This is a genomic window from Caballeronia cordobensis, from assembly GCF_001544575.2.
Lineage (GTDB): Bacteria > Pseudomonadota > Gammaproteobacteria > Burkholderiales > Burkholderiaceae > Caballeronia > Caballeronia cordobensis.
Genome location: NZ_FCNY02000003.1, coordinates 26031 through 40468 on the forward strand (window position 1 = coordinate 26031; position 14438 = coordinate 40468).

Consider the following 14438-nt stretch of genomic DNA (forward strand, 5'->3'; position numbering starts at 1 on the left):
CATGAGCAAGGAAACCATCTACCGTATCGACGTGCAATTCGGCGATTGCGACCCGGCGGGCATCGTGTTCTTTCCGAACTTCTCGCGCTGGATGGACGCCGCCTCGCACGATTATTTCATCCAGTGCGGCCTGCCGCCCTGGCGCGCGATGACGGACCTGCCGAACTGCATCGGCGCGCCGCTTCTGGAAATCCACACGCGCTTTCATACTTCGGCGACGTACGGGGAAACTTTGGAGGTGCATAGCAGCGTCGAAGAATGGCGCGGCAAGGTGTTCATTCAGAACCATCGCATCATGCGCGGCGATACCTTGATCTGCGAAGGCCGCGCGACCCGCGCATTGTGCATCAAGCAGGCCGACGGGCGGCTGAAGGCCGTTCCCGTGCCCGAGTTCATCCGCGCCGCGTGCGGTTGATGGAGCGCGCCATGACGACATCCACGGCTCAGCGCGTGCTCGTGACCGCGGGCGCGAGCGGAATCGGCCGCGCGATCGCCGAGGCGTTCGTAGCCGCCGGCGCGAAGGTATTCGTTTGCGATATCGATGAAGCCGCGCTCTCGCGATTGCAGGAGCACGCGCCCGGCGTCCTTACGTCGGTATGCGATATCGGCGATCGCGCCGCGGCGGCGCGCATGGTCGACGATGCCGCGGCCGCGCTCGGCGGCATCGACGTGCTCGTCAACAATGCGGGCATCGCCGGTCCCGCCGCCAGTGTGGAGACGCTGGACCCGGATGCCTGGGAAAGCGTGCTGCGCGTGAATCTCACCGGCACGTTCATCGTGACGCAACATGCGATTCCTCATCTGAAGCAGTCTCCCGCGGGCACGATCGTGGTGATGTCGTCAATCGCGGGACGGTTCGGCTATCCGAACCGCAGCCCCTACGCCGTGACCAAATGGGGGCTCGTCGGCTTCACGAAAACGCTGTCGCGCGAGCTCGGCGAGTTCGGTATCCGCGTCAACGCCATTTTGCCCGGCGCCGTGGAAGGCCCGCGCATTCAGCAGGTTCTGGCGGGACGCGCGTCGGTCAGCGGGCGCAGCGTGGACGAAGAGCGCGACGCGGCGCTCGCGAATCAGTCGATCAGACGCTTCGTCGATCCGGCCGATATCGCCGCGCTCGCGGTATTTCTCGCGTCGCGTGCGGGACGCTCGATATCCGGCCAGATCATTCCGGTCGATGGCGACTCGCAAAGCGCTTCCTGATGACGCTCATCGCGTGTGTCGCGCACGGCCCAGCACCAGATGCGCGAGCGTGCCGAGTACGATGCCCCAGAACGCCGAGCCGAGACCGAGAAAGCTCATGTTCGAAGCCGTCGCGATGAACGTGATGAACGACGCTTCGCGATGCGCTTCGTCCTGCACCAGCCCGACGATATTCGCCGCGATCGCGCCGAGCAGCGCGAGGCCCGCGAGCACCGCGACGAACGCGTTCGGCAGCGCGGCGAACAACATGACGACGGTCCCGGCGAAGCATCCGCCGATGAGATAGAAGAGCCCGTTGGCGATGCCCGCGACATAGCGGCGCCGCGGATCGCGATGCGCGTCGGGCCCCGTGCATAGCGCCGCGGTGATCGCCGCGATGACGATGGTGATGCCGCCCGAGAACGCAACCAGCATCGACGTGAGGCTCGTCGTCATGAGGACGGGACGCGTCGGCGTCTCGTAGCCCGAGGCGCGCAGAATCGCGAAGCCCGGCAAGAACTGCCCCGTCAGACTGACGATGACGAGCGGCACCGCGAGACTCACGGTGGATTGCCAGCTCCACGTGGGCATCGTGAACACGGGCCGCGTGATGTGCAGGCTGACCGATTCGAAATGCGTCAGCCCGAGCGCCACGGCGAGCACGCCGCCGAACGCGAGAACCAGAATGAGGCAATAGCGCGGCGCAAAGCGGCGGAACACGATGAAGCTCGCCAGCATGCCCAGCGCGAGCGCCGGCGTGACGGCCACCGATTTGAACACGTTGACGCCGAACTGAAAGAGGATGCCCGCCATCATCGCGCAGGCGATACCTTTGGGGATGCGCTTGACGATCTGGTCGAAGAAACCGGACACGCCGAGCGCGAAGATGCACGCGCCCGCCACGATATACGCGCCGATCGCCTCGCTCACCGGCATGCCGGGAAAGAGCGTGACGAGCAGCGCCGTGCCGGGCGCGGACCAGGCCGTGATGACCGGCTGCTTCAGCCACGCGCTCAGCACGATGCCGGAGAGCGCCGCGCCCATCGAAATGGACCATACCCACGACGCGACCACCTCGTTGCCGACATGCGCCGCATGCGCGGCCTGAAAGAAGATCGCGAGCGGTCCGGCATACGAGATGATGACGGCGAGCAGCCCCGCGCTGACCGCGGAGACAGACCAGTCTCCCATGCCCTCTGCCGACAACACGGCGCGTTTCATGCGTGCCGTATGCCGTTTTAGCGGATCGACGACGGATGATGCGCGAGCGCCGTCACCTTCATCGTCATGTACGGAAAGAGCGGCAGGCCGGACAGAATGGTGTGCAGTTCGTCGTGCGATTCGACATCGAAGACGCTGTAGTTCGCGTATTCGCCAACGACGCGATGCAATTGCTGCCACTTGCCTTCGCGTTGCAGTCCTTGCGAGTAGGCCTTTTCGCGCGCCTTGATTTCTTCGGCCTTGTCGGCGGGCATGTCGTGCGGCAGATGAACGTCCATTCGTACGAGATAAAGCATGTCTGTCTTCTCCTGTGTTTAGCTATTCTTGTCGCGGCGATAAAACGCAAGCTTGTCTTCGTCGATCTGAAGACCGAGGCCCGGACCTTCCGGCAGATGAAGATCGAAGTCGCGATACTGCGGGCGCGCCGTGACGATATCGTCTTTCAGCAAGAGCGGCCCGAACAGTTCCGTGCCCCACGCAAGCTGCGGCAGCGCGCTGAAACCATGCGCCGACGCAATCGATCCGATGCTGCCTTCGAGCATCGTGCCGCCGTACAGCGACACGCCGGCCGCATCGGCGATGGCGGCGGTGCGCATCATGCCGTAGATGCCGCCCGACTTCGCGATCTTGAGCGCGAACACGTCGGCGCAGGCATGGCGCACGAGTTCGAGCGCGTCTTCCGGGCCCGTGACCGCTTCGTCGGCCATGATCGGCACGATGAAGCGCGCGGCGAGCCGTGCAAGCGCGCTGCGCTGTTCGCGCGGCGTCGGCTGCTCGATCAGGTCGATGCCCGCGGCTTGCAGCGCTTCGATGCCGAGCGCCGCATCGGCCTCGTTCCATGCCTGGTTCACATCGACGGTGACTTTCGCGCGGTCGCCGAGCGCGGCCTTGATCTTCGACACATGCGCGACGTCGTCGCGCACGCTGCGCCGGCCGATCTTCAGCTTGAACGTATTGTGGCGGCGTTCGGCGAGCAGCATTTCCGCTTCGTCGATATCGCGCTGCGTGTCGCCGCTCGCGAGTGTCCACAGCACCGGCAGTGTCTTGCGCACCGCGCCGCCGAGCAGTTCGGCGACGGGCACGTTGAGCCGCTTGCCTTGCCCGTCGAGCAGCGCGGTTTCGATTGCGCACTTGGCGAAGCGGTTGCCGCGCGCGACCTTGTTGAGCCGCAGCATCGCCGCGTTGATGTTCGTCGCATCCTGCCCGATGAGCGCGGGCGCCAGATACGTATCGATGGTCAGCTTGATGCCTTCGGGGCTTTCATCGCCGTAAGACAGGCCGCCGATAGTCGTGGCCTCGCCGATGCCCTCGATGCCGTCGCTCATGCGCAGGCGGACAATGACAAGGGTTTGTTGCTGCATCGTCGCCATGGCGAGTTGATGCGCGCGGATGGTCGGAAGATCAACCAGAATCGCTTCGACGGAGGTGATTTGGGCGTTCATACCTGAAATGTCGGAATGGGTGGGTTGCTGAAGTATTGCGCGCCCGTTTGCCGCATGTCCAACACCGTTGACGTCTAGTGCGATACCCCGGAGGTATGGCGCGTCATTGCCCTCGATCTGTACGAGGCGTGTAGGGGATCCGTTCCTCGTCATACAGACGATAGATGAGTTCGAGCATTTCCTTGATGTCGCGCGATTCGTCGAGCGCGCGCATGCTCATGATGATGGGCGAGACGAGCGTCGGATCGTCGAGTTCCTTGTAGCTCACGTCGTCGCGCTTGAGTCCGTATACGCTGCTCGGCACGACGGAAATGCCTTCGCCCGCCGCGACGAGCCCGAGTGCGATCTGCAATTCGCGCACTTCATAGACCTTGCGAGGCGCGAGCGCGCGATCCTGGAAGGCGGCCAACACCTGATCGGCATAACTCGGACGCGGCGCCTTCGGGAAGATAATCAGCGTCTCGTTGATGAGATCGCGCAGCGAAAGCACCGGCTTCGCCATGGAAAGCGGATGGCCGATGGGCAGCGCCACGATCAGCTTTTCTTCGCGAAGAATCACGCGGCGGATGTTCGCATCCTCATGACGAATGCGCCCGAAACCGACGTCGATGCGGCCGTCTTTCAGCGCGCGGATCTGATCCATCGTCGACATTTCGTGCAGGCTCAGCTCGACGGTGGCGTTTTCATCGCGGAAACGCCGGATGATCTTCGGCAGCATGCCATAGAGCGTCGAGCCGACAAATCCGACCGAAAGACTGCGCTCGATATTGCCGACGCGCCGGGTCATGGATTCGAGTTCGGCGGTCTGCGCGAGCAGTTGCACGGCATGCGAATAAAAGAACTTGCCGGTCTCCGTCAGCTTGAGCGGACGCGAGTTGCGTTCGAAAAGCTGCACGCCGAGCGTCTCTTCGAGCTGCTGTATCTGACGGCTCAGGGGCGGTTGCGCGATATGCAGCCGCTCCGCGGCGCGCGTGAAGTTCCGCTCTTCCGCCACCGCCACGAAGTAGCGCAGGTGTCGCAGCTCCATTCAATACCTCCTGGATATAGCCCAATACTAAATCAGTGTTGGACTGGGCTTCTTTACGTCCATTATCCTGCCTTCACGCTCTGTTTCAACACCCGACTATACCTTCCGAGCATATCACGATCGGTGCTGAAGCAAGGGTTAACCCCACCAGAAAATTGCGAGATTCAGGAGCAGACATGAGCATCAATGTGTTCGATACGAAGGAAGTGCAGGACCTGCTGAAGGCCGCTGCCAACCTCGGAAGTCAGGACGGCAGTGCTCGCACGAAGGAGATCACGCATCGCCTGCTGAGCGACCTGTTCAAGGCGATCGACGACCTCGACATGACGCCCGATGAAATCTGGGCCGGCGTCAATTACTTCAACAAGCTGGGTCAGGATGGCGAAGCCGCGTTGCTCGCCGCGGGCCTCGGGCTGGAAAAGTATCTCGACATTCGCATGGACGCGGAAGATCGCGAAGCCGATATCCACGGCGGCACGCCGCGCACCATCGAAGGCCCGTTGTATGTCGCCGGCGCGCCGGTTCGCGAAGGCGTCTCGAAGATCGACCTCGATCCCGATGAGAACGCCGGCCCGCTCGTCATTCGCGGCACGGTCACGGGTCCGGACGGCAAGCCTGTCGCCAATGCACTGATCGAATGCTGGCATGCGAATTCGAAGGGCTTCTATTCGCACTTCGACCCGACGGGCGCACAGAGCGACTTCAACTTGCGCGGCGCGGTGAAGACGGGCGCGGACGGCAAATACGAATTCCGCACGCTCATGCCGGTGGGTTATGGCTGCCCGCCGCACGGCGCGACGCAGCAATTGCTCAACGCGATCGCGCGTCATGGCAACCGTCCGGCGCACGTGCACTTCTTCGCGACGAGCGAGAAGCATCGCAAGCTGACGACGCAGATCAACATCGAAGGCGATCCGCTGATCTGGGATGACTTCGCCTACGCAACGCGCGAAGAGTTGGTCCCGCACGTGGTCGAAAAGACCGGTGGAGAGGCGCTCGGACTGAAGACCGATGCGTACAAGGAAATCGAGTTCGATATCCAGATGACGACGCTGGTTCAGGGCAAGGATAACCAGATCGTCTATCGCCCGCGCGTCTCCGCCACGGCGTAAATCACCAGGCGGCGACAGGTCTGTCGCCGCTCGAATTCCCGCAAGAATCTTTCGACACCGATGCCAGCGCTTCACTGACGAAGCACGCATAGGGAGAGCACACATGTCCGCCATTACCGACAAAGCCAGTCAGCTCGACGAACTGCTCCAGACCGCCGTTCAGGACGACAAGGAAAGCGGTGTATTCCGCTGCCGCCGCGATATCTTCACCAATGCCGATCTGTATGAACTGGAGATGAAGCATATCTTCGAGAGCAATTGGGTTTATCTCGCGCACGAAAGCCAGATTCCGAATAACAACGATTACTACACGACGTGGATCGGCCGCCAGCCGGTGGTCGTTACCCGCGACAAGACCGGCCAACTGAACGCGGTCATCAACGCGTGCGCCCACAAGGGCGCGATGCTGTGCCGCCGCAAGCACGGCAACAAGGGCAGCTTTACGTGCCCGTTCCACGGCTGGACCTTTTCCAACACCGGCAAGCTCCTGAAGGTGAAGGACGAGAAGACCACCGAATATCCGGCTCAGTTCAATTCGCACGGCTCGCACGATCTGCGCAAGGTGCCGCGCTTCGAAAGCTATCGCGGTTTCCTGTTCGGCAGCCTCAATGCCGATTCGATGCCGCTCGAAGACTATCTCGGCGAGACGAAAGTCATCATCGATCAGATCGTCGATCAGGCGCCGAACGGACTCGAAGTGTTGCGCGGCAATTCCTCGTATATCTACGAGGGCAACTGGAAGATGCAGATGGAAAACGGCTGCGACGGCTATCACGTCAGCACCGTCCACTGGAACTATGCCGCGACGATGGGCCGCCGCAAGGTCGAAGGCACCAAGGCCGTCGATGCGAATAGCTGGAGCAAGTCGGTCGCGGGCGTGTATGGCTTCGATTATGGCCACATCCTGCTGTGGACCAAGACGATGAATCCGGAAGTGCGGCCGGTGTATCAGCATCGCGAGGAGATCAAGGCGCGTGTCGGCGAAGTGCAGGCGGACTTTATCGTCAATCAGACGCGCAATCTGTGCCTCTATCCGAACGTGTTCCTGATGGATCAGTTCAGCACGCAGATTCGCGTGGTGCGCCCGTTGGGCGTGGACAAGACCGAAGTGAGCATCTTCTGCTTCGCGCCGAAGGGCGAAAGCGCCGAAGACCGCGCGACGCGTATCCGTCAGTACGAAGACTTCTTCAACGTGACGGGCATGGGCACCAGCGACGACCTCGAAGAGTTCCGCGCATGTCAGCAGGGCTATGCCGGCATCACGGCGAAGTGGAACGACCTCTCGCGCGGCGCGCCGCTGTGGATTCACGGCGCCGACGACAACGCGAAGAACATGGGCCTGAAGCCCGTCATCTCGGGCGAGCGCAGCGAAGACGAAGGCCTCTTCGTCGTCCAGCACGAATACTGGGTGAACGTCATGCGCGACGCACTCAACAAGGAACAAGGCGAGGTGGCGGCATGAGCTTCGATTACCACAAGATCTGCGCGACGCTGTATCGCGAAGCGCGCTTCCTCGACGACCGCCAGTGGGACGAGTGGCTCGGCTGCTATGCGGAAGACGTCACGTACTGGATGCCCGCCTGGGACGACGACGATCAGATCACCGACGATCACGAAAGCCAGATCTCGTTGATGTATTACCCGGATCGCGGCGGCCTTGAAGACCGCGTGTTCCGCATCAAGACCGAGCGCAGCGGCGCGTCGATGCCCGAGCCGCGCACGAGCCACAACGTCACCAACGTGGAAGTGCTGGCCGAGCGCGATAACGAAGTCGATGTGCGCTACAACTTCAACACGCTCAATCATCGCTACAAGACGACCGACCATTTCTTCGGCACGATTTTCGTGACGCTGCGAAAGGTCGACGAGATCCTCGTGATTGCGCACAAGAAGATCGTGCTGAAGAACGATTACATCCGTCAGGTGCTCGACGTCTATCACGTCTGAAGCCGTCTGAAGCCCCGTGTCGGGAAGAGATTGGAAGGAAGGAGGCATTATGTCCAGCTACAACATTGCACTGAATTTCGAAGACGGCGTGACGCGCTTTGTCGAATGCAAGGCCGGCGAGAAGGTGCTCGACGCCGCCTTTCGCGCCAAGATCAACCTGCCGATGGATTGCTCCGACGGCGTGTGCGGCACCTGCAAATGCCGCGCGGAAAGCGGCGCATACGATCTCGGTGACGACTACATCGAAGACGCATTGAGCGACGACGAGAAGGAAAGCGGTCTCGTCCTTACGTGCCAGATGGTGCCGTCGAGCGATTGCGTGATCGCGGTACCGGCGTCGTCCACGGCGTGCAAGACGGCGCAAAGCAAGTTCGCCGCGACGGTCACGAAGATCGAGCCGCACAACGATGCCGCTGTCGTGCTCGAACTCGACGTCGATGCGGCCACCACCGCGCCGGTCTTCCTGCCGGGCCAGTACGTCAACATCGACGTGCCGGGCAGTGGTCAGCATCGCTCGTATTCGTTCTCGTCGGCGCCGGGCGAAACGAAGATCAGCTTTCTCATCAAGAAGATTCCCGGCGGCGTGATGAGCACGTGGCTCGAATCGGCGCAGGCCGGCCACGCGGTCGAACTGACCGGCCCGCTCGGCAGCTTCTATTTGCGCGCGGTCGAACGGCCCTTGCTGTTCCTCGCGGGCGGCACGGGTCTCGCGCCGTTCCTCTCGATGCTCGAAGTGCTCGCGCGTGCGAACTCGCAGCAGAAGGTGCATCTCATCTACGGCGTGACGCGCGATCTCGATCTCGTGCAGGTCGAAGCCATCGAGGCGTACTCGGCGAAGCTGCCGAACTTCACGTTCAGCACGGTCGTCGCGGATGCGGAATCGGATCATCCGCGCAAGGGCTGGGTGACGCAGCACATGCCTGCCGAGTCGCTGAACGACGGCGATGTGGACGTGTATCTCTGCGGCCCGCCGCCGATGGTCGATGCGGTGCGCAAGCACTTCGACGATAACGGCGTGAAGCCCAACAGCTTCCACTACGAGAAGTTCACGCCCAACGCCGCGCCGGTGACAGCATGAGCGCGCGACGATTCGACGGCAAAGTGATGGTCGTGACGGGCGCGGCGCAAGGGATCGGACGCGGTGTCGCACTGCGCGCGGCGGCCGAGGGCGCGAAGGTGCTGCTGGTGGATCGCGCGGATTTCGTCGCCGAAGTGGCGGCCGAAGCGCAAGACGGGCAGACGGCGGGATTCGTCGCCGATCTGGAAACGTATGAAGGCGCGGCGTCGGCGATGGCGTATGCGGTGCGCACGTTCGGCGGCATCGATATTCTCGTCAACGGCGTCGGCGGCGCAATTCGCATGCGGCCGTTCGCGGAGTTCGAGCCCGCGCAGATCGATGCGGAAATCCGCCGTTCGCTCATGCCTACGCTCTACGCGTGCCATGCGGTGCTGCCGCATCTGATCGCGCGCGGCGGCGGGACGATCGTCAATGTATCGTCGAACGCCACGCGCGGCATTCGACGCGTGCCGTATTCGGCGGCGAAGGGCGGCGTCAATGCAATGACGCAGTCATTGGCGATGGAATACGGAGAGCACAACATTCGCGTGGTCGCTGCGGCCCCGGGCGGTACCGAAGCGCCGCCGCGACGCGTGCCGCGCAACGCGGCCGGCGACAGCGAACAGGAACAACAGTGGATGAACGAAGCGGTGAAGCAGGTCAGGGAATCGACCTTTTTCAAGCGCTACGGCAGCCTCGACGAACAGGTCGCGCCGATTCTCTTCCTCGCGTCTGACGAGGCGAGCTATATCACCGGCGCGGTGTTGCCGGTCGCGGGCGGCGATAACGGTTGATCGTGAAGGAGACACAGGACATGAGTGAACGCAAAGCGATCGTTCCCGCGGGAATGGAAGCGGTGTACGAAAAGATTCGCTACGCGCCCGCGATCAGAGTGGGCAATACGATTTACGCGTCGGGCCAGATCGGTCGCGACGCGGCCATGCAACTGGTGGAAGGCCGCGAAGCGCAGATCGTGCAGGCATTCGAAAACCTCAAGCTGGTGCTGGAAGCAGCGGGCGCATCGTTGCGCGATGTGGTGGATGTCACCACGTTCCACACCGATATGCGCGATCTGCCGTTGTACATGCAGGTGCGCGAGCGCTACCTCAATACGGAGCCGCTGCCGGCATGGACGGCCATCGGTGCGCATATGCTCGGCGGTGCGGCGGGTTATATCGTCGAGATCAAGGCGGTGGCGGTGTTGCCCGGATCGGGGAAGTGAGCGCGTTGGGCGGCATGCACGATGTCGTCGCCGTACTGCCGCATCGCGCGGACGATATGGCGCGGCTCGATATCGTCTCGGAGCGCGGCGAGCCGATCGTGACCGTCATCGGCAAATATAACCACGGCAAGAGCCGCTTGCTGAACGAGTTGATCGGCACGAGCGTCTTTTCGGTTGCCGACAGGCGCGAGACGGTGAAGCTCGCGGGCAGTGTTCATGGCGGCGTGCGCTGGCTCGATGCGCCGGGTCTCGATGCGGACGTGGGCACGGAAGACGATCGCTACGCGCTGCACGCGGCGTGGCTGCACGCGGACATCCGCCTTTTCGTGCATGCCGCGAAGGAAGGCGAACTGGACGCGAAAGAACTGGCCTTGCTCGCCGAACTCCACGCCGATGGCGCACGCTCGCGACGGCAGACCCTGTTCGTGCTGTCGCAAGTGGATCAACTCGCGGACGATGCCGAATTGCAGAAGGTACGCGATGCGATCAGCGCGCAATGTCCTGACGTCGCGTTGCACGCCGTTTCCTCGACGCGTTATCGAAAGGGCGTGGACGAAGGCAAGACGCTGATGCTGGAAAGAAGCGGCATGCCTTCGCTGCGCGCTGAAATCGATACCGCGCTCGCGCGCGTGCCCGAAGCCCGCGCGCATGAAGCCGCGATGCTCTCGGGCGACATGCGCGACGAACTGGCGCGGCTTCTGGCGACGCTGAAACAGTCGCTCGCGGATTCGTGCGCGTTGCAGCGGCGGCAGCGCATGGCTTTCGACGAGGGCTTGCTTCGCATCATCGATAAAGTGAGCGGCGACATCGAATCGATGTTGAACGCGCTGGGCGTCGATCATGCTTCAGTGCCGGATGGCGCACGCGACGCTTACGCGATCACGGCGGGCAAGCTGGAACGCGCGCACATTCAGAACGCCTACTCGCGTGCCTGCATCGAAATCGATAGCTTTCTGGCCGGGCAGGGCGTGATCGGCTTGCCCTCGGAACAGCAAACCGTGGCGCGCGCGCTCAATAACGTGATGGTCGTGGTCATGGGCGTCTCGGTGAAGTTTCGCAAGGATCTGAACAGGATGTTCGGCACGCAGGCGGGCCGCGAAAATATGCGGCGCGAGTTCACGCACTACTATGAACGCTCGGCGGACAGACAGGCGCTGGCGGCGCTCATCGCGGATTCCGCGCGGGCGATCGAGGCTTCCGAAAAGGCAGCGCGCGTACTGGACGAAACCGCATGAAGGCGGACGCGAGTCACGAACAGCGCTTCATCGCCGATGTCGATGCGTTCGAATTCATCGCGCACGACCTCGAACGCATTCTGCATGCGATGGAAGCGTGGCTCGCGCAACTGAGCGCCGATGTGCATGCCAATCGTCTCGTATGTCCGGGATTGAAGAAGCAAGGCGCGCTCGCGACGCAGGCGGCAGCCATCAACGACGTGTTGGAGCAAAGCGTGCTGGCGTGGGCGCGGCAATGGCACGGTCTTCAGCCTGCTCAGGCGCTTGCCGATACGTTCGACGACAAAGTCCTGCTATTGGTCTTCGGCAAGTTCAATGCGGGAAAGAGTTCTTTCTGCAATCTCATCGCCGATCGATTCGCCGCTCATGGAAAAGCGGTGGAGTATTTCTATCTCGATGACGGTCATATCGTCGAGACGCCCGAGCGCTTCAGGGAGGGCGTGACGGAGACCACCGCGCGCATGCAAGGCGTGAGACTTGCGGGAAAACTGGTGCTCGTCGATACGCCGGGTTTGCATTCGGTCACGCCCGAGAATGCGGAACTGACCCAGCGCTTCACCGATAGCGCCGACGGCGTGTTGTGGCTCACGAGTTCGACATCGCCGGGACAGGTGCAAGAGCTCGACGAACTCGGCCGCGAACTGCATCGCAACAAGCCGTTGCTGCCGGTCGTGACGCGCAGCGACGTGTATGAAGAAGACGAGATCGACGGCGAGATCCGCAAATTCCTGCGCAACAAGACGGCGGAGAATCGCGCGGATCAGGAGGCCGATGTCGCGACGCGCGCGAAAGAAAAGCTCGTTGCGATGGGCGTGAACACAGGGCTTCTGGAAGCGCCCGTGTCCGTCTCCGCTCATCTGGCGCGCGAGCAGCAGCAAACACAGGCGGCCATGGCCGATGCGGGATTCGAGAGACTCTATGCCGCGCTGATCGCCGTCATCGAACCAACACTGGCTTATAAGCGGCGCAAGCAGGCCGAAGTCTTCCTGCATCATCTCGAAGAGAACGTGATGGACGCGCTGTGCCGCGATGTCCTGACGTCGATCGAGGCGCTGCGTTCATCGGCGCAAGAGGCTTTGGCGGTCATCGAACGGCAGCAAGAGCAGATTGCCAACGCGGTATGGCGTCATGTCGCTCCGGCGTTGCCCGCGTTGCTCGACGCGCATTCGTCGACGCGTGATATGAAGGCGGTACTCGATAGCTTGTCGCAAAGCATTGTCGAGTCGGTCTCGCGCGAAGTGGCGCGGCACTTCGGCGACTATATCGTTTCATGCGCGGAAGTCCGGTTCGAAGACGTGAACGGCGATATGGACTATCCGCGTCTTCATGCCGAACTGGTGAAAGCGATTCGCGATCGCATAGTCAGTCTCACGGCCCGCGCCGCCGAACAATGCCGAGCGTCGATAAAAGAGCTGACCGAACGCGCGGCCCATTTGCACGCGCTACTGCGCACGAGCGAAACGGACCTCGCCGGTTTGAGCGACCGGCTTCGGTCCGAATTCGACTAAGCCAGGTCAGAACGGATATCGGATCGGATTGTCCGTGAGGCTGACCCATTGAGTCTGCGTGAACTCATGGACGTTCGCCGGTCCGCCGAAGCGCCCGCCGTTGCCGGATGCCCCCATTCCGCCGAACGGCACATGAAACTCGTTGTTGACCGTCTGATCGTTGATGTGCACCATGCCCGCGCGAATGCGCGATGACAACGCCAGCCCGCGCGACATCGAGCGCGTGTGGATCGCCGCGGCCAATCCATATTCCGATGCATTGACGAGTTCGACGGCTTCCTCGTCGCTCTCGAAGATCGTGATGGGCGCGACCGGCCCGAAGATCTCTTCCTTGAACGCGGCCATGTCGGGCGTGACGCTTGCGAGAACCGTCGGCTCGTAGAAGAGCCGGTCGAAGCGGCCGCCTGCGAGAATCGTCGCGCCTGCATCGGCGCTCGTGCGCACGATAGCGTCGATACGGTCGCGCTGCTTCTCGTTGATCAACGGCCCGAGGTGAACATTCGCTCTGAATGGATTGCCCACCGTGAGACTTCGCGCGCGTTCGGCAAGCCTCGCCGCATAGTGTTGCGCGATGGAGCGATGCACGAGATGACGCCCCGTCTGCATGCAGATCTGTCCTTGATGCAGGAACGCGCCCCACGCGCCGCTCGACGTCGCGGCTTCGACGTCCGCATCGTCCAGCACGACGATGGCGTTATTGCCGCCGAGTTCCAGCGCGACCTTCTTGAGCATGCGCCCGCATACCTCGCCGATGGCGCGGCCCACGGCCGTCGAGCCCGTGAAAGAGATCATGCCGACCTTCTGATGACGCACGAGCGCGTCGCCCGTCGCCGGGCCGCCGGGCACGACGTGCAGCACGCCAGCGGGCAGGCCCGCTTCTTCGAAGACCTGCGCGAGCAGCAGGCCGCCCGCAACGGCGCTTTGCGGATCGGGCTTCAGGATGACGGCATTGCCGAGCGCAAGCGCGGGCGCCACGGAACGCATGCCGAGCAGAATCGGGAAATTCCACGGCGCGATCACGCCGACCGTGCCGACCGGAACATGCCGGCACAGATTCATGCGGCCGGGAACGGACGAGGGATACAGCGCGCCGTCGGGTTGCATCGTCATTGCCGCGGCCATGTGCAGTTGTTCGCAGGCCGCATGCCGTTCCCATTCGGCCTTGGCGCGCGTCGAACCGCATTCGCGCACGTTCCAGTCGTCGATTTCCTGCGAGCGCGCTTTCAGGAGCCGCGCTGCTTCGCGCAGGATGGACGCGCGCCGGTCGAATGGCATGGCGGCCCAGCTTTCCTGCGCTTCTGCCGCCGACGAAGCCGCGTCGTCGATATCTTCGGGCGATCCAATGCCGATGCTGCCGATACACTCGCCCGTCGCTGGTTCGATGACAGGGGCCGTTCCGCCTTTGGACGCCCGCCAGCCGTTCGAGTAGATGTTCGCATGCCACACATGCGGTTCACGGTTATTGCTCATTCAGGTTGCTCCGTTCGA

Annotated in this window: 15 protein-coding genes; 10 read left to right on the top strand and 5 right to left on the bottom strand. The window is 62.6% G+C overall.

The features are described from left to right. Position 1: 1 nt before the first annotated feature. Together AWB70_RS06505 and AWB70_RS06510 are read left to right on the top strand one after the other, a co-directional pair. Complete coding sequence (locus AWB70_RS06505; protein WP_014251986.1) at positions 2 to 415, top strand: acyl-CoA thioesterase; 414 nt, start codon at positions 2 to 4, stop codon at positions 413 to 415. A gap of 11 nt (positions 416 to 426) precedes the next feature. Beyond that, on the top strand, positions 427 to 1200 hold the full coding sequence (locus AWB70_RS06510; RefSeq protein ID WP_053571089.1) for an SDR family oxidoreductase: 774 nt from the start codon (positions 427 to 429) through the stop codon (positions 1198 to 1200). A gap of 6 nt (positions 1201 to 1206) precedes the next feature. On the opposite strand, the gene AWB70_RS06515 is transcribed toward AWB70_RS06510, so the two are convergent. The 4 genes from AWB70_RS06515 to AWB70_RS06530 form a co-directional block, all read right to left on the bottom strand. Further along, positions 1207 to 2400 (bottom strand): benzoate/H(+) symporter BenE family transporter, encoded by a 1194-nt coding sequence (locus AWB70_RS06515; RefSeq protein WP_082378185.1) that lies wholly within the window; start codon positions 2398 to 2400, stop codon positions 1207 to 1209. 17 nt (positions 2401 to 2417) lie between these two features. Then, the gene (gene catC / locus AWB70_RS06520; protein ID WP_053571091.1) at positions 2418 to 2696 is read right to left on the bottom strand and encodes a muconolactone Delta-isomerase; all 279 of its coding nucleotides are present in this window, start codon (positions 2694 to 2696) and stop codon (positions 2418 to 2420) included. A gap of 18 nt (positions 2697 to 2714) precedes the next feature. After that, positions 2715 to 3842, bottom strand: coding sequence for a muconate/chloromuconate family cycloisomerase (locus tag AWB70_RS06525; protein WP_014251990.1), 1128 nt, complete (start codon positions 3840 to 3842; stop codon positions 2715 to 2717). A 103-nt stretch (positions 3843 to 3945) separates the two neighbouring features. Further along, positions 3946 to 4869 carry a LysR family transcriptional regulator gene (locus AWB70_RS06530; RefSeq protein WP_014251991.1) on the bottom strand — a complete coding sequence of 308 codons (924 nt, stop codon included), beginning with the start codon at positions 4867 to 4869 and terminating at the stop codon, positions 3946 to 3948. Between the two features lie 176 nt (positions 4870 to 5045). On the opposite strand from AWB70_RS06530, the gene catA reads away from it, so the two are divergent. The 8 genes from catA (at position 5046) to AWB70_RS06570 (ending at position 12950) form a co-directional block, all read left to right on the top strand. After that, positions 5046 to 5981: a catechol 1,2-dioxygenase gene (gene catA, locus AWB70_RS06535; protein WP_045459949.1), complete on the top strand. Its 936-nt coding sequence runs from the start codon at positions 5046 to 5048 to the stop codon at positions 5979 to 5981. 103 nt (positions 5982 to 6084) lie between these two features. Beyond that, positions 6085 to 7443 (top strand): SRPBCC family protein, encoded by a 1359-nt coding sequence (locus AWB70_RS06540; protein ID WP_053571092.1) that lies wholly within the window; start codon positions 6085 to 6087, stop codon positions 7441 to 7443. Continuing rightward, positions 7440 to 7928, top strand: coding sequence for a benzoate 1,2-dioxygenase small subunit (gene benB, locus AWB70_RS06545; RefSeq protein ID WP_053571093.1), 489 nt, complete (start codon positions 7440 to 7442; stop codon positions 7926 to 7928). The genes AWB70_RS06540 and benB overlap by 4 nt, the downstream gene beginning before the upstream one ends. Positions 7929 to 7977: 49 nt before the next feature. After that, the gene (benC, locus tag AWB70_RS06550; RefSeq protein ID WP_053571094.1) at positions 7978 to 9006 is read left to right on the top strand and encodes a benzoate 1,2-dioxygenase electron transfer component BenC; all 1029 of its coding nucleotides are present in this window, start codon (positions 7978 to 7980) and stop codon (positions 9004 to 9006) included. Continuing rightward, positions 9003 to 9779: a benzoate diol dehydrogenase BenD gene (gene benD, locus AWB70_RS06555; protein ID WP_053571095.1), complete on the top strand. Its 777-nt coding sequence runs from the start codon at positions 9003 to 9005 to the stop codon at positions 9777 to 9779. The genes benC and benD overlap by 4 nt, the downstream gene beginning before the upstream one ends. A gap of 20 nt (positions 9780 to 9799) precedes the next feature. Then, positions 9800 to 10207, top strand: coding sequence for a RidA family protein (locus AWB70_RS06560; RefSeq protein ID WP_053571096.1), 408 nt, complete (start codon positions 9800 to 9802; stop codon positions 10205 to 10207). Further along, positions 10204 to 11442, top strand: a complete 1239-nt coding sequence (locus AWB70_RS06565) for a GTPase (protein WP_082378186.1) — start codon at positions 10204 to 10206, stop codon at positions 11440 to 11442. Before AWB70_RS06560 ends, AWB70_RS06565 begins: the two co-directional genes overlap by 4 nt. Beyond that, positions 11439 to 12950, top strand: a complete 1512-nt coding sequence (locus AWB70_RS06570) for a dynamin family protein (protein WP_053571097.1) — start codon at positions 11439 to 11441, stop codon at positions 12948 to 12950. Before AWB70_RS06565 ends, AWB70_RS06570 begins: the two co-directional genes overlap by 4 nt. Positions 12951 to 12956: 6 nt before the next feature. Here AWB70_RS06570 and AWB70_RS06575 read toward each other — a convergent pair whose 3' ends face one another. Next, complete coding sequence (locus tag AWB70_RS06575; protein ID WP_053571098.1) at positions 12957 to 14420, bottom strand: benzaldehyde dehydrogenase; 1464 nt, start codon at positions 14418 to 14420, stop codon at positions 12957 to 12959. Positions 14421 to 14438: the final 18 nt, after the last annotated feature.

Excerpts from the sequence above, each read along its gene's own strand:
- AWB70_RS06510 (WP_053571089.1), top strand. The coding sequence starts at position 427 with ATGACGACATCCACGGCTCAGCGCGTGCTCGTGACCGCGGGCGCGAGC.
- AWB70_RS06530 (WP_014251991.1), bottom strand. The coding sequence starts at position 4,869 with ATGGAGCTGCGACACCTGCGCTACTTCGTGGCGGTGGCGGAAGAGCGG.
- AWB70_RS06560 (WP_053571096.1), top strand. The coding sequence starts at position 9,800 with ATGAGTGAACGCAAAGCGATCGTTCCCGCGGGAATGGAAGCGGTGTAC.
- catC (WP_053571091.1), bottom strand. The coding sequence starts at position 2,696 with ATGCTTTATCTCGTACGAATGGACGTTCATCTGCCGCACGACATGCCC.
- catA (WP_045459949.1), top strand. The coding sequence starts at position 5,046 with ATGAGCATCAATGTGTTCGATACGAAGGAAGTGCAGGACCTGCTGAAG.
- AWB70_RS06570 (WP_053571097.1), top strand. The coding sequence starts at position 11,439 with ATGAAGGCGGACGCGAGTCACGAACAGCGCTTCATCGCCGATGTCGAT.
- benC (WP_053571094.1), top strand. The coding sequence starts at position 7,978 with ATGTCCAGCTACAACATTGCACTGAATTTCGAAGACGGCGTGACGCGC.
- AWB70_RS06525 (WP_014251990.1), bottom strand. The coding sequence starts at position 3,842 with ATGAACGCCCAAATCACCTCCGTCGAAGCGATTCTGGTTGATCTTCCG.
- benD (WP_053571095.1), top strand. The coding sequence starts at position 9,003 with ATGAGCGCGCGACGATTCGACGGCAAAGTGATGGTCGTGACGGGCGCG.
- AWB70_RS06515 (WP_082378185.1), bottom strand. The coding sequence starts at position 2,400 with ATGAAACGCGCCGTGTTGTCGGCAGAGGGCATGGGAGACTGGTCTGTC.
- AWB70_RS06540 (WP_053571092.1), top strand. The coding sequence starts at position 6,085 with ATGTCCGCCATTACCGACAAAGCCAGTCAGCTCGACGAACTGCTCCAG.
- benB (WP_053571093.1), top strand. The coding sequence starts at position 7,440 with ATGAGCTTCGATTACCACAAGATCTGCGCGACGCTGTATCGCGAAGCG.
- AWB70_RS06575 (WP_053571098.1), bottom strand. The coding sequence starts at position 14,420 with ATGAGCAATAACCGTGAACCGCATGTGTGGCATGCGAACATCTACTCG.
- AWB70_RS06505 (WP_014251986.1), top strand. The coding sequence starts at position 2 with ATGAGCAAGGAAACCATCTACCGTATCGACGTGCAATTCGGCGATTGC.